At 58.4% G+C, this 25,713-nt stretch carries 20 protein-coding genes, 1 tRNA gene, 1 pseudogene and 1 riboswitch; of the genes and pseudogenes, 12 read left to right on the top strand and 10 right to left on the bottom strand.

Translation table 11 applies throughout. The features are described 5' to 3' along the window. Window positions 1-9: 9 nt before the first annotated feature. A complete protein-coding gene (locus N5W20_RS06300) occupies window positions 10-1,341 on the bottom strand; it encodes an O-antigen ligase family protein (RefSeq protein ID WP_319806315.1) in 1,332 nt (443 codons plus the stop codon). Between N5W20_RS06300 and N5W20_RS06295 the strand changes: the two genes are divergently transcribed. The 3 genes from N5W20_RS06295 to N5W20_RS06285 all read left to right on the top strand — a co-directional run bounded on the left by N5W20_RS06295 (window position 1,335) and on the right by N5W20_RS06285 (window position 3,312). After that, window positions 1,335-1,544 (top strand): hypothetical protein, encoded by a 210-nt coding sequence (locus tag N5W20_RS06295; protein ID WP_319806314.1) that lies wholly within the window; start codon window positions 1,335-1,337, stop codon window positions 1,542-1,544. The genes N5W20_RS06300 and N5W20_RS06295 overlap by 7 nt on opposite strands. Before the next feature lie 128 nt (window positions 1,545-1,672). Continuing rightward, complete coding sequence (locus N5W20_RS06290) at window positions 1,673-2,542, top strand: ABC transporter permease (RefSeq protein WP_319806313.1); 870 nt, start codon at window positions 1,673-1,675, stop codon at window positions 2,540-2,542. A gap of 2 nt (window positions 2,543-2,544) precedes the next feature. Beyond that, complete coding sequence (locus N5W20_RS06285) at window positions 2,545-3,312, top strand: ABC transporter ATP-binding protein (RefSeq protein WP_319806312.1); 768 nt, start codon at window positions 2,545-2,547, stop codon at window positions 3,310-3,312. Window positions 3,313-3,410: 98 nt separating this feature from the next. Here N5W20_RS06285 and N5W20_RS06280 read toward each other — a convergent pair. The 3 genes from N5W20_RS06280 to N5W20_RS06270 form a co-directional block, all read right to left on the bottom strand. Then, a tRNA-Asp gene (locus N5W20_RS06280) sits at window positions 3,411-3,487 on the bottom strand. A 260-nt stretch (window positions 3,488-3,747) separates the two neighbouring features. Further along, window positions 3,748-4,356 (bottom strand): DUF1643 domain-containing protein, encoded by a 609-nt coding sequence (locus N5W20_RS06275; protein ID WP_319806311.1) that lies wholly within the window; start codon window positions 4,354-4,356, stop codon window positions 3,748-3,750. Window positions 4,357-4,542: 186 nt separating this feature from the next. Then, complete coding sequence (locus tag N5W20_RS06270) at window positions 4,543-5,436, bottom strand: lytic transglycosylase domain-containing protein (RefSeq protein ID WP_319806310.1); 894 nt, start codon at window positions 5,434-5,436, stop codon at window positions 4,543-4,545. A gap of 334 nt (window positions 5,437-5,770) precedes the next feature. On the opposite strand from N5W20_RS06270, the gene N5W20_RS06265 reads away from it, so the two are divergent. After that, window positions 5,771-6,619, top strand: a complete 849-nt coding sequence (locus N5W20_RS06265; RefSeq protein ID WP_319806309.1) for an ABC transporter permease — start codon at window positions 5,771-5,773, stop codon at window positions 6,617-6,619. Between the two features lie 20 nt (window positions 6,620-6,639). Continuing rightward, window positions 6,640-7,407: an ABC transporter ATP-binding protein gene (locus N5W20_RS06260; RefSeq protein WP_408869440.1), complete on the top strand. Its 768-nt coding sequence runs from the start codon at window positions 6,640-6,642 to the stop codon at window positions 7,405-7,407. A 91-nt stretch (window positions 7,408-7,498) separates the two neighbouring features. Here the strand turns inward: N5W20_RS06260 and N5W20_RS06255 are convergent, their stop codons facing one another. The 4 genes from N5W20_RS06255 to N5W20_RS06240 all read right to left on the bottom strand — a co-directional run bounded on the left by N5W20_RS06255 (window position 7,499) and on the right by N5W20_RS06240 (window position 12,810). Then, complete coding sequence (locus tag N5W20_RS06255) at window positions 7,499-8,413, bottom strand: class I fructose-bisphosphate aldolase (protein ID WP_319806307.1); 915 nt, start codon at window positions 8,411-8,413, stop codon at window positions 7,499-7,501. Window positions 8,414-8,482: 69 nt separating this feature from the next. Continuing rightward, the gene (locus N5W20_RS06250) at window positions 8,483-8,935 is read right to left on the bottom strand and encodes a nitrate reductase associated protein (protein WP_319806306.1); all 453 of its coding nucleotides are present in this window, start codon (window positions 8,933-8,935) and stop codon (window positions 8,483-8,485) included. Window positions 8,936-9,154: 219 nt separating this feature from the next. Then, entirely contained in the window at window positions 9,155-11,359 is a 2,205-nt protein-coding gene (locus N5W20_RS06245) for a TonB-dependent receptor (protein ID WP_319806305.1), read from the bottom strand. 113 nt (window positions 11,360-11,472) lie between these two features. Further along, complete coding sequence (locus tag N5W20_RS06240; RefSeq protein WP_319806304.1) at window positions 11,473-12,810, bottom strand: Nramp family divalent metal transporter; 1,338 nt, start codon at window positions 12,808-12,810, stop codon at window positions 11,473-11,475. 343 nt (window positions 12,811-13,153) lie between these two features. Between N5W20_RS06240 and N5W20_RS06235 the strand changes: the two are divergent. Next, a pseudogene (locus tag N5W20_RS06235) lies at window positions 13,154-14,095 on the top strand (glutaminase). Window positions 14,096-14,127: 32 nt separating this feature from the next. Here the strand turns inward: N5W20_RS06235 and N5W20_RS06230 are convergent. Continuing rightward, window positions 14,128-15,213: a cobalt-precorrin-5B (C(1))-methyltransferase gene (locus N5W20_RS06230; RefSeq protein WP_319806303.1), complete on the bottom strand. Its 1,086-nt coding sequence runs from the start codon at window positions 15,211-15,213 to the stop codon at window positions 14,128-14,130. A 193-nt stretch (window positions 15,214-15,406) separates the two neighbouring features. After that, window positions 15,407-15,639: riboswitch (cobalamin riboswitch) on the top strand. 132 nt (window positions 15,640-15,771) lie between these two features. Between N5W20_RS06230 and N5W20_RS06225 the strand changes: the two genes are divergently transcribed. From N5W20_RS06225 to N5W20_RS06200, 6 genes are all read left to right on the top strand, one after another. Further along, window positions 15,772-16,128: a DUF1636 domain-containing protein gene (locus N5W20_RS06225; RefSeq protein ID WP_319806302.1), complete on the top strand. Its 357-nt coding sequence runs from the start codon at window positions 15,772-15,774 to the stop codon at window positions 16,126-16,128. Window positions 16,129-16,139: 11 nt separating this feature from the next. Beyond that, window positions 16,140-17,186: a cobalamin biosynthesis protein CobW gene (gene cobW / locus N5W20_RS06220; protein ID WP_319806301.1), complete on the top strand. Its 1,047-nt coding sequence runs from the start codon at window positions 16,140-16,142 to the stop codon at window positions 17,184-17,186. A 3-nt stretch (window positions 17,187-17,189) separates the two neighbouring features. Beyond that, the gene (gene cobN / locus N5W20_RS06215; protein WP_319806300.1) at window positions 17,190-20,519 is read left to right on the top strand and encodes a cobaltochelatase subunit CobN; all 3,330 of its coding nucleotides are present in this window, start codon (window positions 17,190-17,192) and stop codon (window positions 20,517-20,519) included. Beyond that, a complete protein-coding gene (locus N5W20_RS06210) occupies window positions 20,516-21,841 on the top strand; it encodes a cobyrinate a,c-diamide synthase (protein ID WP_319806299.1) in 1,326 nt (441 codons plus the stop codon). Before cobN ends, N5W20_RS06210 begins: the two co-directional genes overlap by 4 nt. A gap of 56 nt (window positions 21,842-21,897) precedes the next feature. Next, the gene (locus N5W20_RS06205; protein WP_319806298.1) at window positions 21,898-22,419 is read left to right on the top strand and encodes a histidine phosphatase family protein; all 522 of its coding nucleotides are present in this window, start codon (window positions 21,898-21,900) and stop codon (window positions 22,417-22,419) included. 283 nt (window positions 22,420-22,702) lie between these two features. After that, window positions 22,703-24,193 carry a carbohydrate porin gene (locus N5W20_RS06200; protein WP_319806297.1) on the top strand — a complete coding sequence of 497 codons (1,491 nt, stop codon included), beginning with the start codon at window positions 22,703-22,705 and terminating at the stop codon, window positions 24,191-24,193. An 83-nt stretch (window positions 24,194-24,276) separates the two neighbouring features. On the opposite strand, the gene N5W20_RS06195 is transcribed toward N5W20_RS06200, so the two are convergent. Continuing rightward, entirely contained in the window at window positions 24,277-25,710 is a 1,434-nt protein-coding gene (locus N5W20_RS06195; protein WP_319806296.1) for a chloride channel protein, read from the bottom strand. Window positions 25,711-25,713: the final 3 nt, after the last annotated feature.

Genomic DNA, 25,713 nt, shown 5'->3' with positions numbered 1-25,713 from the left:
ATTGACGCCTTAACTCTTATCGGCCCTGACCTGATGATGGGGCCTCGCATCACTTTCAAAAGGGGGCCGCGATTGATGTCTGTCGGGCCTGATGGCGCGAGCCTCCGCCAACCCGACGCCGATCAGTAAAAATGCCCAGCCTCCCAATGGGAGATTCAGGAAGTCGCTGGTGGAGGCGATTGGCCATTCCTGCACGATAAATGCCACGAACAGCCCCACCCGCCAAGCATGGTGACGCCCCTCTCGCGGCCACAATGCCACCAGAAGTGCGATGACCATCATCACAAACAGGATCAATCCCGGCCACCCGCCATTGCTGAGCGCCTGAAGGTAATGATTATGCGCATGCTGCACGCAGATGGCCGCCCCACCCCCATCCGGGCGCTGCCCCAACGTGGTGAAACCATGGAAATAAGCGGGCTGCGCGCACCCATGGCGGAAGGCATCGAATCCGAGGCCGGTCCATGGATGTTGTGCGACGATCATCCAGACGCGGGTAAAAATCAGTCCGTAATGTGATTGCGCGAAATGCGCCAATTGCTGATGGGCGAGGGTGATCAGATGATCCGTACTGCGGTGGGAGAAGTTTTTGACGCCCAGCATGATGACCGGCGTTGTCACCAGCCCGATCAGGCCCACCCATCGGTAGGGACGGTAAAGAAGCGCGCAGAGCATAATGCCGAGCAGCATTAATGCGGTTGGCATGCGTTGACCTGCCAATATCAGAGCGGTCAAGGACAAGGCGGTCAGGATGATACCTGCAAACACGCCGCGCCGTGCGCCGAACCGGGTGTAAAGCGCCGCGAAAACCAGCATGAGCGTGGGCGGCGCAAGCCGTGACAAGGGGGCCGCGGCGCGGGAATGGGCATAGGGCCCTGTCAGCGTGCCATCCGCAGCACGCGGCACCCCGAAGAGATTGTGACCGAAGAGCGCCTGAATGAAAATTTGGATGGCGATGTAACATGTGCAGGCGCAGATAAGTCCCGTCATCCATCGACGTGCCCACCCCTCACGCAGCGTCCAGCATTGCAGGGCGGCGGCAAACAGGGCGAAACGTATGGAGAGGATGGCCTGGGTGAGGCCGGATCTTCCGACTCCGTCAAGAATGGGGAGGGAGCAGAAAATCTGCCATGCCCACCATAATAAGGCCCATTTCATCCAGTTTTCCGACAGAAACGACCAGTCTGCCGCGGCGACGCTCCGTATGAGAAAGAGAACGCTCAGGGCACTGATTGAAAATTCCGCCACACCACGCCCATGGGTGAGGAAGAGGGGCAGCATAATCGTCAGTAAGGTGGCGATCGGCGTAAGACGTGACAGGATGGCGGAAGAACATGTCATGGGATGGTGGCAGCTCCGTAACAGGATGCGCGGTGCGGGGAGCATCCTCCCGTGACGCCATTGGGCAAATGGCTTACCGGGTTTTGTTGATGTTGCGTAGCACGAAAAATGTCACGATCGGTGCCAGCAGATACCCGGTCGTGACAAAAGCGATCATGAAGATCGATATCGCGGACAAGTTGGTGACGCCTTCCCAGTTATGACGGCTTTCGCGATGATGCGTGCGCAAAATAAGTTGCGGCAGCGCCACCTTGAGCGAAGCCGCATTTTACGGAAGATTTCCCCCCCGAAAGGCGGTAAACATCGCACTTAGACATGTGCCGGGGGAATTATGCAGCAAATGGAAGCCGCAGCGCAACGGGCAACGCGTTCGGACGGTCATGGTGAGCGGCGTGTCTATCAGCCGACAAACGGGCGCGCGCGCCTGACGGCCGTGCTGGATGATGTGCGGCGCGGCCTTGAATTATCCCGCCTCAGCGTGACGCTGGGCTGGCTGGATATCAAGCTTCGTTACAGGGGGTCCATTCTCGGCCCCTTCTGGCTGACATTATCCACGGCCGTCATGATTGCCGCGCTGGGTGTGCTTTATGCGCGCCTGTTTCATATGCCGTTCGGGGAATATCTGCCCTTCCTGTCCATCTCCCTCGTGATGTGGAGTTTCATCAGCACTGTCTGGGGGGAGGGTGCAATGATTTTCGTCGATAATGCCGGACTTATCCTGTCGTCGGACGTGCCTTTTGCCGTTTACATCTCCCGCGCCGTTATCCGGAATTTCATTGTCATGGCGCATAACGTCGTCGTCATTGCCATTGTCTTTTATCTTTGCGATGTCACGCCGCGCCATGATCCGCTTATTCTGGCGGGGTTTGCGCTATGGTTTATTGACAGCCTCGCTGTCATGACGCTGCTGGGCGTGCTGGGTGCGCGGTTTCGTGATGTAGGGCCGACCATTGCGACGGTGCTTCAGATCTTCTTCTTCATCACGCCGGTCATGTGGAAGCCTGAACTGGCGCACTCCATGGAGCCCTGGCTGATTTATAATCCGTTTTATCCATTGATAGAGATTGTCCGGCTCCCGGCAATGGGGCAGGCGCTTCCAATCAGAATCTGGGAAGCCGCCATGATCCATAGTGCCATCCTGATGGTCGTGGCTTTTATCATTTTCGCCCGTTTCCGCGCGCGGCTCGCTTATTGGGTGTAAATATGACATCGCTTCTCGTTGAAAAGCTGAGCCTGTCTTTTCCCATTTACCATGCGGACAGCCGCAATCTGCGCCGTTGGCTGGGTGCGCGCGTGCAGGATGCGAAGCGCAACGCCACAGGGGGTGTCCTTGAGGAGGATGAGCGTCACCGCCTTTCCGTCCAGGTGTTGCGGGATATTTCCTTCTCAGTCAGGTCGGGAGAGCGTCTGGGGCTTGTCGGCCGGAATGGCGCGGGCAAAACCACGCTCATGCGGGCGCTGGCGGGGATCTACGCGCCGCTTTCAGGCCGGATCACCATTGAGGGCCGTTTCAGCGCATTGCTGGATGCGCAATTGGGCATGAATCCGGAATTGACCGGGGCGGAGAATATCCACCTGCGCTGTCTTTTTTCAGGATGCTCGCGGAAGGCTTATCGCAGCGTGCTGGAGGATGTCGCCAATTTTGCTGAGCTGGGCTCTTTCATCGACCTGCCTGTCAAAACCTATAGTTCGGGCATGGCGCTGCGTCTGGCTTTCGGACTTGCTTCTGCGATTACGCCGCAGATCCTTCTGATGGATGAGTGGATGATGGCAGGGGACGCCCGTTTCATGGAGCGCGCCCGCCTGCGGCTGGAGCGCCTGGTGGATTCGAGTGAGATTATGGTCCTCTCCTCCCATGTGGAGGATGTTTTGCGGCAATGGTGCACCCGGATCATCTGGCTTGAAGGGGGTGAGATCCGGCAGGACGGGCCACCCGACGCGGTTCTGAACGCGTACGCCGCATCCATCTGACCTGCATCTGTCCTGGAAACCGTCGGTGGCGCCGCATCATCATGCGGGCATTGCTGACGCAAAACCGCGTCCTGATAAGGGAAATGGGAAGGAGATGATGGCGCGAGTGACGGGGCTCGAACCCGCGACCTCCGGCGTGACAGGCCGGCGCTCTAACCAACTGAGCTACACCCGCGAAGCATCGTCAAACGATGCTGACTGATTGAGCAGGAAGCGCTTTGAACATCCGCGTCAAACAGTGAGAGGGGAACTACCAGCACTTTCAGGGAATGGCAACAGGGTTAAGAAAGAAAATGCAGTTTTTTTGGCTTTAAGCGGCTTCAGATTTACCAGCGTACATGCGCCTTTGCAGGGACGTCGCACGTCAGCCGCACCCCGATGTGGAAAAGGCCCGATCAGCCATCCTTCCAACCGCCGGGCAGGACGTGACCGGCTTCAGGCGATGTCCTTGAGCTGGATGGCGACAGGTTTGAGGGCGAGGGGCAAATAAAGGGGATGTTCCGGCCGACCGGATGCGGTGAGGCGCATGACATGAAGCTGATGTCCTGCCGCGGCGAGCTTTTGGGCAACATCCCGCCCACGTTGGCGCAAAGCAGGGTTGGTGGGGGATCCATAAGCGAGGATGAGTTTATCAGCCTTGCGTGCCATCGTCAGAAGGGCGTCGTCATTGCCCGGCCCGACAGGGTCCGTGACTTCCACGAGGCGTTTCTGATCCGTGCAGCGATAGGCAAAGCTGTTACCGACGAAAATGGCTCCGTAACCCCACATACGCGCCCATTTCTGACATTTTGCGACGGTGCGATCATCACCATACTCCGTCGCGACCGAGGGATTCATCATGATCCAGAGGAGGCTGGGCCCGGCAGCATCCCAGACACGGTGGAGCTGATAACGATAGCAGGATTTCGGCCCGTCATAGATGGCGGTGCTTCTGACATCATCTTTCAGGCGGAGGGGGGTGGATGACCCGACAAGATGGCCCTCCGGCGCGGACTCTTCTCGGAAGAGCGGCAGTAAACCGGCGTAGCGATCCTCTTTGCTCATGCGTAACCCCTGAAACGGCCTGGCGGCGCGGTTTGATCCATAGGGTGTTTAAGCGGCGTTCGGCTTCTTGGGAAGGCGGATCTCGCTTTTTGCGGCACTAATGCGGGCCTTTGCGTCAAGAGGCGCGGAGGGGTCAAAGCGCCTTCAAGCAGGCATCTCGTAAAATTGTTCGAGCAGGGTGAGCGCCTATTTGGCCGCTTTTCGCTTCGCGACTTTGCGATGAGACGGGGCCGCTTTGGGCGTGACACGGGCTTTCGGCTGAATGGCGCGCTTTTTAACAGGTGTCGCCTTCAGATGGTGCCCGATCGGTATCGGCTTCGCCGCTGTCGTGCCTGTCCAACCCCGTGTTTTGACATGCGTCCTGTACGTGGCGCGTTTGACATTGGCTTTGAGGACATGTTTCGCGTCCGTCCTCACCCGTCCGCCTGCCGCGCGCATGGGCGCTTGCGCCACCTGAATGTTGCGAGATTTATAAACGCGTCGCTTCTGGCTGTTCCGCCGCCACGTATTGCGGACAGCGATGCGGGACGTTGAGGGCGGGGGCGATGCCTCATAACGCGCAACCATGAGGTCCGCCGCCGAACGGTTGACAGGTGTCACACCTTTGATGCGCCGACCGATATTTGCGACATATTGACGCGTTTCCCGCGGGAGGGCGCGCCCGGTTTTGAGGTAATTATCGAGGCTGCCCGGCCCGTAATTATAAGCGGCGAGAAAGCCGGGGGAGCCGTAAATTTCATACATCTGCCGGATGTACGCTGTGCCTGCCAGAATATTATCATGCGGATCATACGGGTCAGGGCCGAGACGATATTGCGCTTTCAATTCATCATAGGTGGGCGGCATGAGCTGCATGAGCCCCATCGCGCCCGGCACAGAGGTGATGAGCTGCCCGCTATGATCATAAAGATTGCCGCCGGATTCCTGATGGATCACGGCGCGAATCCATGTCTCAGGCACATCGAAACGTGAGGAGGCTTCCCTGATATAAGGGCCCCACGGGTCAGAAGGTGGCCCGGGAGGCGCGTAATAGCGCTTTGCGTGGCTGCGATAGGCAGCCTCCTCCTGCGAGACCGGCATGCCGGGGCGGTGCGGTCCGCCGGCGCAGGCTGCAAGATAAATTGCGAGAAAAACGGGTAAAATCGCCCGCGTCAGGAATCGGCGGATCTGCCGGCAAACCGAGATATGGTTTAGGCGCGCATAAGAGGCATGGTAACGCGGCATGGCGGCGGGCCTGACTGCTTTAAAATGAGTCCCCATCCGGCAGAACCATGAGGAACTTCGATGACACTGTCGCCGATCATAATGCCATAAAAGCGGGAAGGTTCATAGAGATCTCACCGCGCGGGCCTGAAAGCGACGCGCCTGACGCGCTTTATCGGTTGTGACGCAGGGTCTGATCGGGTAGGGCAGAATGATGCAGACATCCGCGCCCACCAACATGTCAGAGAACGAACCGGACCTCCCCGTGCGCGGCCTCGGCCTGATGATGATGCGCGACATTTCAGGCGGTTTGCGCATGTCCCGCTACGCGGCGAAACTGGCCTGGACGGATATCCGCCTGCGTTATAAGGGGTCGTTTCTAGGGCCTTTGTGGCTGACCCTGTCATTTGCCGTCATGGTCGTGGCGATGGGCATCGTCTATGCCCGGTTATTCCAGATTGATCTCGTCGGATATCTGCCTTACACGGCAATTTCCTTCGCCATTTGGTTTTCGTGGTTTTCCCCGGTGGTCATGGAATCATGCGGGTGTTTCACCGCGGCACGCGCGCAGATATTTGCCGCCAAATTACCCCTCACCGTCCAGATTTTACGTACATTGATGCGCAACAGCCTTGCGCTCGCGCATGTCATTCCGGTCCCGATTGCTGTTTTCATCTGGTTTGGCATCGCCTTGAAGCCGATGGCGCTCTGGAGCTTGGCCGGCATGGCGGTGTGGGCGGTTGATGGTTTCGCCGTGTGTATGGTTTTTGGCAGTATCTGCGCCCGCTACCGGGATATTCCTCAGATTATCGGCGCTGTCATGCAGATCGCCTTTTACGTCACGCCCATCATCTGGCAGCCGGAGCAACTCGGGGAGGATAGTCGCTGGCTGCGGCTCAACCCGCTTTTCAGCCTTTTAACGATCGTACGGGCACCGCTTCTCGGGGCGATGCCGCGTGCGGAAAATTACATTGTTGCGATCCTGTTCAGCCTTGTGCTGATCGGACTTGCCCTGATCGTGTTCCGCGCCGCACGTTCAAAAATTCCTTATTGGATATAAGCCCCGTGACGCAGATCCGTATGACCCAATTCGGCCTGTCCTACCCGATTTACAGCGGCAATGCGCGGTCGCTCAAAAAAACGCTCTTTAAAAATGTGCGGCAGAACATCAAAAAAATCTCACCTGTCGGGGGTGAGGTGGTAATGGAAAACAACGTCGCTGTGGTGCGCGCCCTGCATGACATCACATTTACCATCCATGCTGGAGAACGTGTCGGGCTTGTCGGGCATAATGGCGCTGGTAAATCGACCCTGCTGCGGGCAATCGCCGGTATTTTCGAATCGTCGCAGGGAGATCTGCACATTATGGGCGATGTGCACTCACTTCTGGATGCGGGTGCGGGTATGAACCCGGATCTCACCGGGCGCGAAAATATCCGGCTTTATGCCGCCTCATTGGGTTATACGCGGCAAGCCTCCCAATTGTTGGAGCAGGATGTCGAATCCTTCGCGGAATTGGGGGCGTTTCTGGATATGCCGGTTCGCCTTTACTCCGCTGGCATGGGTGTCAGGTTGGGTTTCGCGCTGGCGACAGCCCCGCGTCCGGATATTTTATTGATGGATGAATGGTTCATGGCGGGTGATCAGGGCTTTCATGAGCGCGCGGAGCAGCGTCTTCATAGCCTTGTTGATCACGCGGATATACTCGTCCTGACATCGCATGAGCTTCACGTGCTGCGCAAATGGTGCACGCGCATCATCTGGCTGGAGCATGGCCGGATGCGTATGGACGGCCCGGCAAAGGATGTTCTGGACGCCTACGAGGCCGCCGCGTCTGACGGGAGCTGACCGGGGAGCACGACTGAATTTATCGGTCCAGTGCCGGTGTGCCCCGATTTCACGCCGCGTCGCCTGATGTCAGAGCGACGCGGCATCGATATCAGCCTTTGAAAATATCGGTGATTTCAGAAAGCAGGGCGAGGGCTTCCTTCTTCGGGCGTTGAAAACTATTGCGCCCGATGATCGACCCGTTCGCCCCACCTGCTTTGATAGCGCGAATGGTTTCGAGCAGGCTTTTCGTGTCCGCATGTTCCCCGCCCGAAAAGATCAAGATGCGGCGCCCCGCGAAGCTGCTTTGCACGATATGCCGGACGCGCGCTTCCATTGAGCTGATGTCGATTTTCTCCGCCTCATAGACTTTTTTAGCCGCGGGGAGAGAGAGCGCATCGGTTGGCGGCTTGACCTTGATGATGTGCGCACCGGCTTCCGCCGCCATATGCGCCGCGTAGGCGCAGATATCGACGGCTGTTTCCCCGGCTTTATCCAGCATCGGCCCCCGAGGATAACTCCAGACCACGACGACAAGCCCGGCCGCTTTGGCCTCCTCGGCCAGCTCCCGCAATTCATTCATCTGTTTGAAGCAATATTCGGAGCCGGGATAAATCGTGAAGCCGATGGCTGAACATCCGAGGCGCAGCGCATCCGGCACTGTGCCGGTCACGGCCTGGTCCTTCTCCGTCGCGAGGGAGTTGGAGCTGTTGCACTTCAGGATCAGCGGGATCTGACCCGCGAAACTTGAGGCCCCGGCCTCCAACATGCCGATCGGCGCTGCAAAGGCGTTGAGCCCGGCCTCAATCGCGAGGGAGAAATGATAATGCGGGTCATAACCGGCCGGGTTGGCGGCGAAGGAGCGCGCGGGCCCGTGTTCAAAGCCCTGATCGACCGGAAGAATGACGAGTTTGCCCGTCCCGGCCAGCTTTCCGGTATTCAGCAGGCGCACAAGATTGGCTTTGGTGCCCGGATTGTCAGATTCGTAATTTTTGAGGATGTCGCTGACTTGAGGGGTTAAAGACATTGAGTCCTCCTGATGAATTTGGTTTGCGCAGGCGATGTGCGCTTCAGCCGTAAGATGGGTAAGTTTTACTCACTCGCCTGCACGAAACTCCCTGAGTGCCAGGGCAAGATATTCCTGCAGATCCGGCGTTCTGGCGAGGGTGATGAGGGTGAAACGCTGGAGAGGACTCAGATCATTCCATTGCGGCTCCGTGAGCGGCGGAATTTTTTCAGCTTCCAGACGCGCCGTGACGGCGGCATCGGGTTTGCCGGGATGGGACCATGATGCATTGTCAGGGCTCTGAAGCGTTTCGGAAGAATGAAGCTGATGCTGCCCCAGTAATTCAAGGACGCGCGATGCGAAGGCTGCGTGATCCTCCGCCTGGATGCCGGGGAAGATGAGCAACTCGGCTTTTTCATGCGGGGTGAGACGTTCCCATTGTGCCGGCGCCAGGGTGGAAGATGTCAGCGCCAGCTTCATACGCAGAAACATCGGGATATATTGCGGGGATTTCAGCAGGCCCTGTTCAAACGCAAGCAGCACGTCAATCTGACTCCTCAAGGCCGAATTTACTCGCCTGAACGTCCGAAGCGCCGGGGGCGCCCGGAAACATGTTGTGACGAGTTTACGCACCGTCCTGACAATATTGCAATCGCCTCAACCGAAACACGAGGAATCGTGAATTGTTTCCGAAATCTACGCTTAACCTCCGCAGGCTGGGCAGCGCCATTTTCGACGCTGCCTCGCTGATCATGTGACGTTTTAGAAGGAAGTGATGAGCGTCATATAAGCGGCCCGTCTCCGACCATATTGCGCCTGAAAAACGCCAACGCCCTCGCCGTCACGAATCTGGTAACGACGGTCAAAGAGGTTGGCGATGTCGAGCCGCATTTTGATCGGGTGATGGGTGGGCGTATTCAGGAAGCTGTGCTGATAGCCGATATTGAAAACGGCATATTGCGGCTGCGTCCCCTGATTGGCGAAGCCGGATCGCAAGCCACTACTATAGACGAAATCGAGATAGGCCATATCGTGCCGCGTTTCATAGGAGGCGCCGGCTGACGCGGCGATGGAAGCCTGATGGTCCAGCGCGATGGCGTGCTGCTTGATGTAGGCAAGCTCCGCCGCTTCGAACTGATATTCCGCCGAGTTGATGTCGCGTGCGCGTGTATGCACGTAGGACACATTGCCGAAGAGTGACCAGCCGCCCTTGCGCCAGCTATTTGACAATTCGGCACCGTAAACCTGTCCCGTGCGGTAACTGAAGGGCGTGTTGATAACCGCGCGGCCGAACTGCCCGATATCGCCAAGGTTTTTCGCCCATTTATTAAACGCATCCAGTGTGATCTGGTAATGCGGCGTCACTTTATAGAGGATACCGGCATCAATGTAATGGCTGTGCTCAACCTTCAGAGGCGACTCAATCAGGCTTTCAGGCGCTGAGGTGGTATTGACGAATTTCTGCAAGGTGGCCAGGCCGATATATTGCGGGCTCGGTGGCGTAAAATAACGCGCATAGCCGATATGGGCCGAAAGTTTCGGCGTCACTTTCCAGACGAAATTGGCGCGCGGGCTGATCTGATGGTCATTCACGAAATTTGATGCGAATTGATCCCAGCGCAGTCCATAATTGAAAGTCAGGTTCCGCGTCACGCGATATTCATCCTGAAGGTAAGCGGCGGCCTGCACGGCCCAGTTACCGGATGCATCGTAAATTGACATGGGGAGGCGTGAAAGCTGCTCACCCTCATCTGATGTGGCAAAGGCCAGGCTCTGCGTCCTGAGCCGCTCGGACGTATATTGCCCGATAAGCCCGAAACGCAAAGTGTGGTCGGATGTCAGGCGATAGGAATTGTCAAATTGCGCCCCGCCCGTGATGTAGTCATTCATTTCCTGCTGAGCGATGCCCTGAAATGACAGGTCACGCAGGCGGTCGGGATTATAATTGATGCGCCCATAGCTGATATAGGGGGAAAGCTGCATATTATAGCGATCCGCCGTGTGCTGCCATGACAGGACGCCGTAATAATCTTGTTCAAGCTGTGTATCCCGCAAAAGACGGGATTGGATGGTTTGATCACCGGGGGGAATCAGGCCATTATCAAACTTGATGGGCAGAGCTGTCGTGTTCGGCAGTTGGAAATGCTGATACGACGCACTGCCGAGGAGGGAGATCCGGTTCTGATCATCTACGCGATAAGAGAGATAGGTGAAGCCTTTCCCCTGACGCGTCCGGTCATGTGTGGGGCGGAATGACGCTGTCGGGTTGTCGATACCGATATTATCCTGATTATAGGATGTGACGAAAAACCAGTCCCATTTCCCCTTACTGCCACCCATTTGCAGGGAGGGGTTGATGGTGTTGTAGCTCCCACCGTAAATGCCCAGCTGATTTTCTTTCAGGCTCGCGCCCGTCTTCGTCGTGACGTCAATGACGCCCGCCGTACGAAAGCCGAATTGCGCGGGCAATGTGCCGGTCAGCAGGGAGACGGATTGAATGATGCGGCTATCGAGATCCTGCGCATAACCATTGAGGCTTTCAGGGAGGAGAATGCCATTGACGCGATAAGTGAGGTTATTATGGTCACCGCGCACATGGATCTGGCCATTCCCGTCCTGCACCACCCCGGGCACGCGCAATAGATATTGGCTGATTGAGGCATTCTGGCCCCCGGGCGTGACGTTGATCTGGCGTTGATCAATTTTATAGGAAACGGCACCGAGATTGGGGAAAATCCGCGCCCGCGCGTGATCCAGCTTCGCTGAGACGGTAATCGACTCTTCTTCCGACGATTGATAGGCGCGCGACGACGTGCGGGCCTGTGACGGGGCTTTTTGCGTGGAAGCGGGACGTTGGGACGCCCCGGACGCATCTTTGCGCAACGCGTCACCCTGCGCCTGGGCAAGACAGGGGGCTGTCGAGAGGAAGCAGGCGGCGCAGCACAGCTTTGTCCTGCGGCTTAACATCAGGCCAGACCGTGACAAATCTGCCTGATACGAAATAAGAGCATGACGAGAGGCGCGTTTAGCTCGATTTTCAGGTCGTCGAATCATTTTTATGCCTCTGTTGAACAAAATTTTCAGAAAAGAGTGTCGATAAGCAGCTTCACATTCAGTGCCAGGATGATCCCCGCCACGCCCCAGCTCGCGACGGCAAAACTCTTACGAAGCTGGAATGGCCCCATGATTTTGCGGCTTGAGACAAAGAGGATGAGCGGTATCACCGCAAAAGGCAGTTGCAGCGACAACACGACCTGACTTGCGATCAGAAGCGTGTTGACACTGCCATCGCCATAGAAGGCGACGGTGAAAATCACCGGGATGATGGCGATGCCACGTGTCAGAAGCCGCCGCGCCCAGGGCGCCATGCGGAGATGGAGGAACCCCTCCATGACAATCTGACCGGCCAGCGTCCCGGTAATGGTGGAATTTGTGCCCGCGGCGAGCAGCGCAATCGCGAAAAGCGTTGAGGCCAGCCCGAAACCCAGAACGGGGGAAAGCAGGCGATACGCATCCTCAATTTCCGCAACATTCTGATAGGCCGTGTTGTGAAAGGCCGCGGCGGCGACAATCAGAATGGCGGCATTGATGAAGAGGGCGAGCATCAGGGCGACGGAACTATCCGTGACACTCCAGCGCAGGGCGTCACGACGTTCAGCGATTGAGGCGCCGTAGGCGCGGGTCTGGACGATGGCGGAATGGAGGTAAAGATTATGCGGCATCACTGTTGCGCCAATGACGCCGATGGCGATGTAAAGCATCCCGGGATGCGTCACCACGTCGCGATGCGGGATGAAACCGCGCAGTAATTCGGCGACAGGTGGCGCGGCGGCGATAATCTGGAGCGTAAAGCACAGAGCAATCACCCCCAGCAGCGCAGCAATAAAGGCCTCCAGAAACCGGAAGCCCCGCCGCATAAAAAATAAGACGAGCAGCGCGTCGAGAACGGAAATGACGGTCCCGATCAGGAATGGAATATGGAATAGAAGCTGCAGGGCGATCGCGGTGCCGATCACTTCTGCGACGTCACATGCAATGATGGCGATTTCACAGGCGATCCAGAGCGGGAAACTCAGCCAATGCGGGCACCATTCCCGACATGCCTGCGCCAGGTCCCGACCTGTCGCGATGCCAAGGCGTGCACTGAGTGCCTGTAACAAAATTGCCATGAAATTGGACAAGAGGATCACACAGAGCAGGCGGTAGCCATATTGCGCCCCCCCTTGCAGATCCGTCGCCCAGTTACCGGGGTCCATATAGCCGACAGCGACAAGATAGCCGGGGCCCATATAGGAAAATAATTTGCGTGCCCAGTTCTGGTCCGGTGATGCCACCCGAACGGTGGAGAAAACCTCCGGAAGGCTGACTCTGTCGCGATTTTGCGCTGAAGCCTTCGGTGTGGAAACGTCGCCTTGCATTATCTTCCTATCCCATTTTCAAGACGCGTCACCATGCCACGAAATGCTCTCTCTGCGACAAAACATTGCCTGTTTCCAACGAGAAGGTTAATGTACATTATAACGTGTTGTTGACAATAACTCTCATTTGAAACGAGCTTGTTTCGTGACACTCGGCTTACGTCTGTTGCATATTAGCCACTCTCTTTAACGCGTCGCGTCAGGAGGGGACTTTCAACGAAACTCTCGCGTTCTCCGCAAGATGCGTCAATTTATCGCAAGGCCCGGGCCGCCCTGTTTACGTTAAGACTTAACGCACGTTAAAAGGCGCGCCAAAGGCGAGGGGGCCAGAACTCAAGTGGCGATGCAGAATTTAGATGGGATGCTGGCGCAGATCGCGTCCGAAATTGCGAAAATCACCTATCGCGGGCGGGTGGCGGATTATATCCCACCCCTTGCCGATGTCTCTCTGGACAAATTCGGCATGTCTGTCTGCATGGCAGATGGCACATGCGCCCGGACGGGAGATGCGTAGGAAGGTTTTTCAATCCAGAGTGTGTCGAAAATCTTCGCCCTGACACTGGCGCTTCAACATGATGCGGCTGAAATCTGGCAGCGCGTCGGGCGTGAGCCTTCCGGCACGCCGTTTAACTCCATCGTGCAGCTTGAGAGCGAGCACGGCATCCCCCGCAATCCGTTTATCAATGCGGGCGCCATCGTCATCGCAGATATCCTTACTGCACGCTATGGTGCGCAAGGTATGCAGGACAGATTGCTGGCCCTCGTGCGTGATCTTTCAGGACCAGCCGCAACGGGGGAGTCGCCCGTCAGCATTAATGAGACGACCGCCCGGGCGGAAAAACTTTCCGGGCATCGCAATGTGGCGCTGGCCCAATATATGCGGGTCTTCGGCAATATACGTCATGATGTCGAGGAAACGCTGGACGCCTACTTCCATCAATGCGCCCTGACGATGAGTTGCACCCAGCTCGCGCGGGCGGGGCGCTACCTTATGATGGAAGGCGTGAATCCGGCCGCGCATCAGCCCGTCGCAACGGCTGCGCATACCCGCCTGATCCTCGCTTTGATGATGATGTGCGGGCATTATGACGCATCGGGTAATTTCGCCATCAAAGTGGGTCTGCCGGGTAAATCCGGCGTCGGGGGCGGCATCCTGGCGATCGCACCCGGGGTTGCGTCCATCGCTGTCTGGTCCCCGGGTTTATGCGCCGCGGGGAATTCCTTACTCGGGACTTATGCGCTTGAGCGCCTTGTGCAGATGACGGGCTGGACCGTTTTCAGCTAGGCGGTGGCGCGTTTCTCCCACGGCGTGTTCTTTCATGCGGGGCGCGGTGTCGTTCGGCCGACAATCCGCCCTTCACGGTCCGTTACAATGACATCGACCTCAATGTCGGATGGGGCGAGGCAGGCGCGCGTGACGGAAGCCGCTTCCGCCGCGATCAGATCGCCCAAAGCGGGATGATTTGCGCGTTGAAACGCCTCCAGCACCGTATTGGCGCGGCGCATCCCCTCCCTGATCTCCGACGTGACGCCGAGTTTTTCCGCCATGATGGCGAGACTGCCCGGGTCCGCCAGGGTGCGGCTTGAATGGAGGTCCAGATGGCCCTGCGCCAGCTTGGCCATTTTTGCGATCCCCCCCGCGATGGTGAGATGCGGGACAGGATGCTGGCGAAGATATTTCAGCATCCCCCCGACAAAATCACCCATCTCAATCAGGGCCGCGTCAGGAAGATCGTAAAAAGCTTTGACGCAGGCTTCCGACGTGTTGCCCGTGCTGCCCGCAATATGTGTGAGGCCGCTGGCGCGCGCAACATCAATGCCGCGGTGAATTGTATCGATCCACGCAGAGCAGGAAAATGGCACGACGATGCCGGTTGTCCCCAATATTGAAAGGCCACCGACGATGCCCAATCTCGGATTGAGCGTCTGACGGGCAAGGGCTTCACCATTTTCGATACTGATGGTCACGATGGCGTCGGCGCCTTGAGGGGTGATTTCCATGAGGGCTTGCGTGATCATGCGGCGTGGCACCGGGTTGATGGCCGGGGCACCGGGCGGGAGGGGCAGGCCCGGGCGGGTGATGACGCCCACACCTTCACCTGCTTTGAAAGTCACGCCTTGTCCGGCCGCGCCGCGCGCAACCGAAGCGGTGATGAGCGCGCCATGCGTCACATCCGGGTCATCACCCGCATCCTTGATGATGCGCGCCCAGGCCGACTCACCCATCTGACCGCATCCATCCAAAGCGAAGCTGACCTGACGTTGATTCGGCAGAGTGATGGTGACAGGGTCGGGGAATTGACCCGTCTGAAGCCAGCTCCAGGCGGATTTTGCTGCGGCGGTGGCGCAACTGCCCGTTGTCCAGCCGCGCCTTAAAGGGGGGCGTTCCCTGTCTTTTGTCATGGGTTTGCGTGGATCATCGGGTCAGGCCATCGACACATCATGAAGGTCAAACATTTCGATTACGTTGCAGATCCGACCATGTCCCGTTGGGAAGCATCACTTTGACACTGTCTGACCATAGGCTTTTCGCGGGTGATGAGGCAATCAGCCTGGCGCCTTGCACATATCTTGCCTCGACGCGCCGTTAAGATATAGTGATGATCTGTTACCGAGGTGCCCTCACGGGCTTAAAGGGGAAGACGGTGCGCCCAGACTCCGATGATTTTCAAGGGAGATGGGTCAGGCCGGCGCTGCCCTCGCAACTGTAAGTGGTTTGATATCAGGGCGATCGCGCCACTGGGCGTCTTAAGAGGATGTCCGGGAAGGTGCCCTGAAGGAGCGATCCGCGCCACGAGCCAGGAGACCTGCCTCGCATCATTTGAGTCGACGATACTGGCTGGCGGGGTGCCCGGTCGGTATGGAATGCCGCGGGGCTTGACGCTCGTTGCGGTTTTTTGCCGATGCACGTTGCGTGCGCTGGCCGTTTTGTCGCGCTTCTTTTCCGCCGCAAAGGCGTCCATGATGAATGAAAATGCCGCGACCCGCCCGCATCTGAGCATATGCCTCACCTGCGCCGCGACCGATAAGGAAATTTCCGGCCAGAAGCTTTATGATGCTGTCACAGAGGCCAATGATGGAAGTGTCGAGGTGGTTGGCGTGAATTGCCTGGCATCCTGCCGGAATAGATGTTCCGCCACGATTTCCATGCCCGGAAAGTGGGGTTGGCTGATGGGCCATCTTCATGCCGGACTGGCGCAGGACCTGCTGACATATATCGCAGCCTATCGCCGCTCAGCGCGCGGCGTCGTCCTGCCTTCCAAACGGCCTGCCAGTCTTGAGAAAATCATGATCGGTCGTTTCCCGACCTTTACGTAGAGGGATCTCGCATGAACGTTCAACTCACGAAAATTCCGGTCACCATTATCACCGGCTTCCTCGGTGCGGGTAAAACGACCTTGCTGCGCCACCTTCTCGAACATGCGAACGGGCGTCGCATCGCGATTGTTGTCAATGAATTCGGCGCGGTCGGGGTGGATGGCGACACGTTGAGGAGCTGCGGCGTGGAAGGATGCGCGGAATCCGGAGTCATTGAACTGACAAATGGCTGCCTCTGCTGCACCGTGGCGGATGATTTCATCCCGACAATGCAAAGCCTTCTGGACCGCGACAACCCGCCGGAACATGTGGTGATCGAAACCTCCGGGCTGGCCCTGCCGAAGCCCCTGCTGAAGGCGTTTAACTGGCCCTCCATCCGGACGCGCATGACGGTGGATGGCGTGATTACCGTCGTCGATGTCCCGGCTGTGGCGGAAGGGCGCTTCGCGGATGACCCGCAGGCCGTGGCAGCCCAAAGGGCGGGGGATCCTTCCCTCGACCATGATAACCCCCTCGCTGAGGTGTTTGAGGATCAGCTTGATTCCGCGGATCTCGTCATCCTCAATAAATCGGACCTCGTCTCATCATCACAATTGCGCGCCGTTATCAGCCAGCTTGATGCGCGCGCACGTCGGGTCGGGGTGGTTGTGGCGCGCCATGGACGGGTTGACCCGACCGTTATCCTCGGCATCGCCGCCGCCGCGGAAAATGACCTCGCCTCGCGACCCTCGCATCACGATGGTGCGGAGGTGCATGAGCATGATGATTTCGTGTCATTCGTCATGGATCTGCCGTTACAGGACAGTGTCGAGGTTTTCATCGCCAAGGCTGAGCGCGCCGCTTCCGGGCAGAATATCCTGCGTATGAAAGGTTACGCTCATATTCAAAATCGGGATCTGCCCCTGGGGATTCAGGCGGTCGGCCAACGCATCCAGCATGGATTTGCCCCGATGGCCCTCCGACCCGCGCAAGCCGCGCCGAATGCTGCCGGGAAGATCGTTGTCATCGCGCAGAAGGGACTGGATGAGGACGCGGTGCGCCGCGCCTTCACCGGGTAGGGCATGCACCTTCTTCTGCGTGAGCAGCATAATATCGAGGCACAGGATGTGGCGGAGGATCTGGACCATCCGGCCGCGCCTCTTCTGCTCATGTCCTTTACCGATAGTGACCTCCTCGGCCTCTCAGCCGCCGCAGCCGCGCAGCGTGCCGACGGGGAAGGTGCGCTCCAGCTTGTTAATCTGCAACGATTGCGCCACCCTATGTCCGTCGATCTTTATCTTGAAAAGACGGCGGCGGGTGCGCGCGTCATTGTCGTGCGCCTTCTTGGTGGGCTGGAATATTGGCGTTACGGCGTTGAGGAACTGGTGGCTCTATGCCGCGCCCGGAATATCGCTTTGGCCCTGCTTCCGGGTGCCTGTCAGGGCACGGACACATTGCGGGAAAAATCAACCGTTTCCCCGGAGATATGGTCTCGGCTGAATGGATTTTTTCAGGAGGGGGGGCAGGGTAACTGGTCGGGTGCTTTCCGATTGATGCGCAGCCTCGCGGGGCTGGCGGAAGATGATGGCGCGTCTGCGGAGAGCCTTCCATCCTGCGGTATTTACCGCACAATGGCGGCAAGGTCAGAGACGCAACGTGCCGTTGGGGCGTCGCGCACAGCATGGGTGATTTTTTACCGCGCCCATCTGGCGGCGGGTGATCTGGAAGGCATTGACGCGTTGGTTACGGCTCTGGCCGAGGCCGGTATGGACGTAAAGGCGCTTTTCGTCGCCTCATTGAAAAATGACGCGGTCGCGGCTTGGCTGGCGCAGATGATGGAGAGCGCGCCCCCGAACATCATCCTGAATGCCACGTTTTTCTCCGCCCGTCGGGAGGGGGGAAGGGATGATCTGTCTGAGGATGCGAGCATTCTCGACCGTGCGCAGGTGCCGGTCATCCAACTTCTACAGCCGGGCGCAACGCGCGCCCAATGGATGAAGGCCACGCGCGGTCTTTCCCAATCTGATATTGCCATGCAGATCGCCCTGCCGGAACTGGACGGGCGCATTGACGGGCCGCCAATTTCCTTCCGTCAAGAGGCGCCGCCCGGCTTCCCGTCGCGGCGGGAAGCCTTCCCGGAAGGTGTGGCGCAGGCTGTTTCCATGGCGGAAGGCTGGACCCGGCTGGCGGCGACCCCACCCGCGCAGCGTCGATTGGCGCTGATCCTTTCCGATTATCCCGGTGCGGAAGGCCAGATGGCGCATGCTGTCGGGCTGGATGGTTTCGCAAGCATCGCGTCCATCCTGCAATTGCTTGCTGAATCCGGCTATGACACATTTTCGGATGATCCGGTTGCGATTGCAGGGCAAATCACCGAGGCGCAATTCGTCCCGATTCTGTCCGCTGCGGAATATCAACGGCTTTTTATGACCCTTCCCCAAGCGTTACGTGAAGCGGTCACTTCTGTGTGGGGCACGCCGGACCGGGCGATTTCGGCGCGTTTCCACCTTTATGGAAAAGTGCGCGTTGCCGTGCAGCCGCGCCGAAGCCAGGCGGGGGACCATAAGGCGCATTATCACGACCCCGATGCGATGCCGGGACATGATTATCTCGGTTTTTATCTTTGGCTGCATCACGTCGCGGCCCCGCATGCCATGATCCATCTCGGCACACATGGCACGATGGAGTGGCTGCCGGGCAAGGCGGTGGCGCTGTCGCGCGCCTGTCTGCCGCAGGCACTCTGTCGAGGGCTGCCCGTCATTTACCCTTTTATTGTCAATAACCCCGGAGAGGCCGCGGCGGCAAAGCGGCGGCTTGGCGCGGTGACAATCGGGCATATGACGCCCCCCATGCGCAAGGCCGGGCATGACCACCACCTCGCAGCGCTTGAGCGCCTGATCGATGAATATGCGGAAGCGGAGGGTATGGACCGACGACGCGGGAAGAATCTGCGGCGGGACATTATCCTCAAAGCGCAGTCCTGCGGTTTGTGGGATGAATGCCGGCTTTCCGACACGCAACTGAATGAAGATGAAGCTCTGGCGCGGCTTGATGCCTGGTTATGCGACGTCAAAGATCTTCAGATCCGCGACGGACTGCATATTTTTGGGCAGACCCCTCCGGGTGAGGAATTATTGACGAAGGCAATTGCAGAAAGCTGCCATGCCGATGCGGTCAAGGTCGGAGAATGCGTGGCGCAATGCCCTGCGTCCGAGCGCCGCGCCCTGCTGGCGGCCTTGGATGGTCGTTTCATTGCACCCGGGCCTTCCGGTGCGCCCACGCGCGGGCGGCTGGATGTCCTGCCGACAGGGCGCAATCTGACCACAATGGACCCACGCCACCTCCCGACGCGCGCAGCCTGTGACCTGGCGCGCAAAACCAGTCATGATCTTCTGACCCGGCACCTTCAGGAGGAAGGGCGTCATTTACGGCAGATGGTTCTGGATGTATGGGGCAGCGCGACATTCCGCACGGGTGGGGAGGATATGGCGCTGGCCTTCGCCCTGATGGGTGTCGTGCCCCGCTGGGCCGATGAGAGCGGGCGCGTGGAGGGTTTTGAGGTGACGCCCCTGGCGCTGCTGGATCGCCCGCGCGTCGATGTCACATTGCGCGTTTCCGGCATGTTCCGCGATGGTTTCCCCGGATTGATCGCGCTTTTCAATCAGGCCGTCGCGGCGCTCTCCCAGCGTGAAGAGCCCGCGGATTGGAATGGCCTCGTCGCTGCGTCTGCCCCGGTGCGCGTTTTCGGCGCCGCGCCGCAACATTATGGCGCGGGGGTGGAAACGCTGCTATCACATTGGGATGGCGCGGATGCGGCGCAGATTGGTGCGGCTTATCTGGCGGCCTCAGGCTGGGCCTATAAGGATGAAGGTGCTGAGGCGGAAAGCGCGGCCTTTCGGGCGCAATTACGACAATCGGAACTCATCCTGCATGTGCAGGACCACGCTGAGACGGATCTGCTCGATACGCCGGATTGGGCAGCGCATGAGGGTGGGCTTGCGGCTGCCGCCGCTGCGGCAGGTGGGCAGCCGCGTCTTTGGCACGGCGATACAAGTGACGGGCAAGAAATGCGCCTGCGTCGGTTGGAGGATGAGATTGCCCGGATCACGCGCGGACGGCTGACGAACCCTGCCTGGATCACCGCGATGCAACGCCATCATTATCGCGGCGCGGCTGAAATCGCCCGCGCTGTCGCTGCTTTATGCGGGTTCGCGGTGACTTTGCCCTCCCAATTTGATACGCAATTTGACCTCGTTTTTGCCGCGACACTCGGCGACACGCAATGCGATCAGTTTCTGCGCGATGCCAATCCTGAGGCGCGGGAGGATATAAGGCAACGTTTGGAAAAGATGTGGCGGCATGGCAAATGGAAGCCGCGCAGCAACAGCGTCGCCCTGGCGCTTGCCCCATGACGCGCGCCCTTATCATCGCCGCCCCGCATTCCGGCGCGGGCAAAACCACTGTCACGCTCGCTTTGCATCTGGCCTTCAAAAATGCGGGCCTGCGGGTGCGGGCGGCCAAGTGCGGGCCTGATTACATCGACCCGCAATTCCACGCCGCCATCACGGAAGCCCCGTGCCCGAACCTGGATGGCTGGGCCATGTCACCCACTTACCTGCGTCATCAGCTCGCGCGTCTCGCGGAGGGTGCGGACCTTGTGCTCATTGAGGCATCAATGGGGCTTTATGACGGTTTCGATGCAATGCAGGGTTGTCGCGGCAGTGCTGCGGACCTGGCGGCGTTGTTGCAGATCCCGGTGATGCTGGTGATGGATGTACGTGGGCAGGGGCAGTCCGCTGCGATGATCGCAAGCGGTTTCGCGCGGTGGCGTGAGGATGTCCGACTGGCCGGAGTCTGGTTCAATCATGTCGCCTCGGACCGGCATAAAACGCTTTGCGCGGCTGATCTTGATGTGAAGTTGCTGGGCACAATGCGGCGATCCGCGTCTCTTAACATGCCGCGCCGCCATCTCGGCCTCATACAGCCATCTGAATACGCGGCGTGGCGGGCCGGGATTGAGGAGGTGGCCCACCAGATGGCCTGCGAGAACGAACTTGATGATTGTCTCAACGCGGCCTGCAAGCTGGATATCGGGCGGTTGCGCGATACGGCGCCTTCAACGCCGCGCTTCATCCCGCTTCCGCCGCCGGGGCAGAATATTGCCGTTGCGCGTGATGCCGCTTTTACCTTCATCTATCCGCATCTGCTTGAAGCCTGGCGTGACCAGGGGGCAGAGGTCAGATTTTTCTCACCCCTATCGGATGAAGGGCCACCGGAGGATTGCGATGCATGTTGGCTCCCGGGTGGTTATCCCGAACTCCATGCCGGTATCCTGTCTCAATCCGATCAATTCAGGCGGTCAATCCATGCATTTGCCCGCACGCGGCCCGTCCACGGGGAATGTGGCGGCTATATGGTGCTTGGCGAAACGTTGGAGGACGCGTCGGGCCATACACACAATATGTTGGGGCTGCTTTCACATCAAACGAGTTTTGCGCGCCGCAAAATGTCCTTGGGTTATCGGGAGGCTCATCTGGAGGCTGACACCATCCTCGGGCCGAAAGGCACGATCTGCAGGGGGCATGAATTTCATTATGCGCGCGTCATCGCCCCCGGTCATGATGATGCGCTTGCGACGATTTATGATGGCGCGGGGAAGCTGATCGGCAAGGCTGGCGGTAAGCGCGGACAAGTCTCGGGAAGTTTTTTTCATGTGATGTCACGCCGGATGTAACATGAAACCTCCATTTTCACCCGCCCGGCGTGGTGAGGTGCGTGAGGTGTCATAAGATGCGCCTGACCCTCATCCGTCATCCCCCGATCGAGAACCCGCGACATGTCTGTTACGGCAGGACGGAGCGCCCCCTCGCACCCGGTTGGCAGCGCATCGCGCGCGCATGGCCGTTGTCGGGACGGATATATTGCTCACCCTCCGCGCGGTGTCTGACACCGGCGCGATTCGCTGTTGGCTCGGCCTCTCACCTGCAGGTGGATTCCCGCCTTGCCGAGCTTGATTTCGGCATGTGGGAGGAAGTGCCATGGGATGTGATCCCGAAAAGTGACCTTGATGCATGGGCGCGTGACCCGGAAAATTTCCGCCCGGGTGGCGGCGAATCGGTTTCGATGTTGCAGAGGCGCCTCATGCCCTTCTGGCAGGAAGTGACAGGTCAGAAATCTGACGCAACCGTGGTGACGCATGGCGGGCCGAGCAAAATCCTGATGGCGTTGGCCGAGGGGCGTAAATGGCGCCTCAGTGATCCGCCCCTGTTGCCAGGATGTGTGGCGACGTTTAACATTACAGCACCGACATAAATTAAGTTTTGAAAAATAAAGTTGCATCTCACCTCCTCGACCTCAAGAGCTGATGGAGCCCTGACAAATCATGCGTTTTCATCAATTTTTGTGCGGGATAACTCCCCGGTGTCACCGCTCACATTTTCGAGCGATGATTTGGGGGTCACTTTACATTAAACAAACTTCACGTTAGTCACGTGATTTCAATGTGTTGAATGTAACATTTCCAGGTTATGAGGGAATTTTCATCTCATCCGGGAAGTAAAGTGGAAAACGACATCTCCGCAAAGAAGGCGAATTGATGAAGACGCAAAAAAGAGTTCCGTTGACCGGCACCCTCATCGCTTTGATTTTCGGCCTTTCTGCCAGCGCCCATGCAGATGGCGCGCCGCCCGCCTCTCCCAAGGTGGCGGGGGATTTCCCGACACAGGCGTCACAGCTTCAGTCGCAACTGACGCAGGAAAAGGCAAAGCACCGCCAGCACGGTTACGTCGCTAAAACCGGCGTGCCGCAACTTCCCCAGCCCGAGGCCATTCTGGTGGATCCGGGTGGCGTCAATACCTGGCTTCGGGAACGGGGCATTGCTATTCTTCTCGACAACACGAATGAAATGTCAGGGATGCTGCATCGACCGACATCAGGGCTGGGCCTGAAACAGGGTGCGAGCAATGCCGGGCAGTATTCTCTCGAAAATGATATTGACTGGGAGCGTCTCGCCGGCATCAGAGGCCTTGCGACACATGCCATTATCGTCGGACGTTACGGCATTCCGGCAAGTCGGATGTTCGGTGATAATCTTAATCCGAGTCAGGAAATTTACGGCAGTGGTGGCAATGTCTTCGTCCACCTTGTCTTTGCTTATGCGGAGGAAAGTCTTTTCAGTGATCGCCTTGCCTTTGCGGCAGGACGTATGTCCTTCCTTTCTGACTTCTCGGCCAATCCGCTTTATTGTAACTTCATGAATAACGCTTTCTGCGGCAACCCGAAAGCATCGAGCGATAATACGGCGCATGCCTCCTACCCGGACGCGAACTGGGCTTTCAGGGTGCGGACGCGGCCAACCAAGGACACGATCCTCTCTTTCGGCGTGTATCTGACGCAAACCCAGGCAATTTACGGCAATGCCCAAATGCGCACCGGTTTTAAATTTAACGGCGCGACGATCGACGGTGCGGCAATGCCGGTTGAAATCGCATGGACGCCGAATTTCGGGCGGCATCACCAACTGCCCGGCCATTATAAAATCGGCATGGCCTATGACACGGCTGATCACAAAGATAACTTTTATGACGGGATGAATACGCCAGCCGCCTTATCGGGCCTGCCTGTGCGCTATGATCACGGTGCCTGGGCAGCTTGGGGCCTTGCGGATCAGATGATCTATCATTACCCGGGTGGTGCGCCGGATGCCGGTATCACGCTGCTGGGCGTCACTTATTTCAATCAGCCTGAAACCTCCACGCGGTGGCAGCAATATTCCATCGGTATGTTAAATCGCGGGTTCTGGAAATCCCGCCCTCTGGATGCGATGGGGTTGAACTTCACCTATATGCGCGTGTCTCCCGACCTTTACCGCTCGCAGCTTCTCTACCAGCAACAAGGCATGAAACTGCCGAATGGCTCGCTCTTCCCCCAGAAAAACGCGTATGTTTTCGAGGCGATGTATCAGATCCATGTTTTCCGGGGGATCACCTTCGCGCCGGACTTCCAGTATTTTTTCAATCCGGGCGGCATGAAGCCATTGAAGAACCAGGCCATGCTGGGCTTCAAAAGCCATATCGAGCTTTTCTGAAAACAGTCGGGGCGGGCTGCGTGCCCGTCCTTCTCAGCAGCTTATTCCGATAGGAAACTCCGCCTCTGCGTCGCGCGGGGGCGTTAATGATGTGGCGGGCTCTCCCCCTTTGGTGAGGGGAGGGCTTCATCCGTCGATGAGGTTACTTCCTCCGGGACGGGCGACGTTTCGTTCATGCGTGTTGGCGGTGAGAAGCTGGTCATGAAACGTTCCGCCAGCGCGCCATAGAGGCTTTTCTTGCAGATAACGCGTGACACGCCGAAAGCGAGGAAGGAGGTCGCCATGAAGGCCAAAGTCACTTGCTGATTATCGGACATTTCCATCACGATGACGGTGGCCGTTAAGGGCGCCTGCACCACCGCTGAAAAATACCCCACGACGCCAAGTAACACGACCGCGCCAGCCGAAGTATGCGGCAGAAACTGGCTGATCCAACCGCCAATCCCCGCCCCCACTGAAAGGGAAGGCGCAAAAATACCGCCCGGAATGCCGGACCAGTAGGAGATGACGGTGGCGGAGAGTTTATAGAGGAAGAACGACGCCGGATAATGCTCCCGCCCATCGATGATCGCGCGTGCCTGCGCATAACCGGTGCCATAGGTCGCGCCATGTGAAATCAGCCCGATCACGGCGAGCACCAATCCGCATAGCATGGCAAACTTGATGGGGCGCGCCTGGGCGTAAGCACTGATAAAGCGCGGCCGCCCCTGTGAAAACTGCACAAGCGTGGCTGAAAAACAACCGCCCGCAATCCCGCCGAAAATACCGCATCCGAGCACGGCGGCCCAGGCCGTGCCGACGGGGACTTCCACATTTGTATGGCCGAAATAACTGTAATTCCCGACCAGGGCGAGCGCCGTGACGCCGGAGATAATGACAGAGGTCAGCATGGTGCCGGATGTGCGCTGCTCAAAGGAATGGGTTAATTCCTCAATCGCGAAGACAATCCCGGCGAGGGGCGTGTTGAAGGCGGCGGATATGCCTGCCGCCCCGCCAGCAAGGATCGCGCCGCGCCGCATTGTGACATTAACCGTGCCCGTGAGGCGGGAGAAAGCGTGCATGATGGCGGCGCCGATCTGCACGGTCGGGCCTTCACGCCCGATCGACGCCCCGACGGCAATGCCGAACACGGTCATGAAGATTTTCGCGAGGGCGACGCGAAGGGACAGAATACGGCCAACCAGCGAGAAATCTTCCGTATTCAGTGTGGCGATGGTCTGCGGTATGCCGCTGCCCTGCGCACTACGGAAAAACCGCCGCGTCAGCCAGGTGGCAAGGCCCAGCCCGAACGGCATGACGAGGATCATGACGCGCGGGTCCCAAGACAGGACCTGACTGCGTAGCTGCGCTGCGGCATCGGCCAGCGCTGCGAAACTGACGGCGGCAATGCCGACAAGGATGGCGCCCACCCAATAAGGTAATGTGCGCCGCCATTGCGTCGTCGTCACCCAGGCGGAGCGCCTGATGTGGCGGATGTGTGTCGAGGCGTTAGGAAGGGGGGGCTTACCTTGTCTCATATC

Origin of the sequence: Candidatus Kirkpatrickella diaphorinae, from assembly GCF_025736875.1 — a bacterium.
In the GTDB taxonomy this organism is placed as follows: Bacteria; Pseudomonadota; Alphaproteobacteria; order Acetobacterales; family Acetobacteraceae; genus Sorlinia; species Sorlinia diaphorinae.
This window is presented reverse-complemented; position numbering and strand designations above follow the sequence as displayed.

What these genes read in the sequence shown, in the direction of transcription:
- cobW (WP_319806301.1), top strand. Translation starts at nt 16,140, where the DNA reads ATGAACGTTCAACTCACGAAAATTCCGGTCACCATTATCACCGGCTTC.
- N5W20_RS06240 (WP_319806304.1), bottom strand. Translation starts at nt 12,810, where the DNA reads ATGCAAGGCGACGTTTCCACACCGAAGGCTTCAGCGCAAAATCGCGAC.
- N5W20_RS06285 (WP_319806312.1), top strand. Translation starts at nt 2,545, where the DNA reads ATGACATCGCTTCTCGTTGAAAAGCTGAGCCTGTCTTTTCCCATTTAC.
- N5W20_RS06255 (WP_319806307.1), bottom strand. Translation starts at nt 8,413, where the DNA reads ATGTCTTTAACCCCTCAAGTCAGCGACATCCTCAAAAATTACGAATCT.
- N5W20_RS06275 (WP_319806311.1), bottom strand. Translation starts at nt 4,356, where the DNA reads ATGAGCAAAGAGGATCGCTACGCCGGTTTACTGCCGCTCTTCCGAGAA.
- N5W20_RS06245 (WP_319806305.1), bottom strand. Translation starts at nt 11,359, where the DNA reads ATGTTAAGCCGCAGGACAAAGCTGTGCTGCGCCGCCTGCTTCCTCTCG.
- N5W20_RS06225 (WP_319806302.1), top strand. Translation starts at nt 15,772, where the DNA reads ATGATGAATGAAAATGCCGCGACCCGCCCGCATCTGAGCATATGCCTC.
- N5W20_RS06265 (WP_319806309.1), top strand. Translation starts at nt 5,771, where the DNA reads ATGATGCAGACATCCGCGCCCACCAACATGTCAGAGAACGAACCGGAC.
- N5W20_RS06230 (WP_319806303.1), bottom strand. Translation starts at nt 15,213, where the DNA reads ATGACAAAAGACAGGGAACGCCCCCCTTTAAGGCGCGGCTGGACAACG.
- N5W20_RS06200 (WP_319806297.1), top strand. Translation starts at nt 22,703, where the DNA reads ATGAAGACGCAAAAAAGAGTTCCGTTGACCGGCACCCTCATCGCTTTG.
- N5W20_RS06260 (WP_408869440.1), top strand. Translation starts at nt 6,640, where the DNA reads ATGACCCAATTCGGCCTGTCCTACCCGATTTACAGCGGCAATGCGCGG.
- cobN (WP_319806300.1), top strand. Translation starts at nt 17,190, where the DNA reads ATGCACCTTCTTCTGCGTGAGCAGCATAATATCGAGGCACAGGATGTG.
- N5W20_RS06300 (WP_319806315.1), bottom strand. Translation starts at nt 1,341, where the DNA reads ATGACATGTTCTTCCGCCATCCTGTCACGTCTTACGCCGATCGCCACC.
- N5W20_RS06195 (WP_319806296.1), bottom strand. Translation starts at nt 25,710, where the DNA reads ATGAGACAAGGTAAGCCCCCCCTTCCTAACGCCTCGACACACATCCGC.
- N5W20_RS06270 (WP_319806310.1), bottom strand. Translation starts at nt 5,436, where the DNA reads ATGCCGGTCTCGCAGGAGGAGGCTGCCTATCGCAGCCACGCAAAGCGC.
- N5W20_RS06295 (WP_319806314.1), top strand. Translation starts at nt 1,335, where the DNA reads ATGTCATGGGATGGTGGCAGCTCCGTAACAGGATGCGCGGTGCGGGGA.
- N5W20_RS06210 (WP_319806299.1), top strand. Translation starts at nt 20,516, where the DNA reads ATGACGCGCGCCCTTATCATCGCCGCCCCGCATTCCGGCGCGGGCAAA.
- N5W20_RS06290 (WP_319806313.1), top strand. Translation starts at nt 1,673, where the DNA reads ATGCAGCAAATGGAAGCCGCAGCGCAACGGGCAACGCGTTCGGACGGT.
- N5W20_RS06205 (WP_319806298.1), top strand. Translation starts at nt 21,898, where the DNA reads ATGCGCCTGACCCTCATCCGTCATCCCCCGATCGAGAACCCGCGACAT.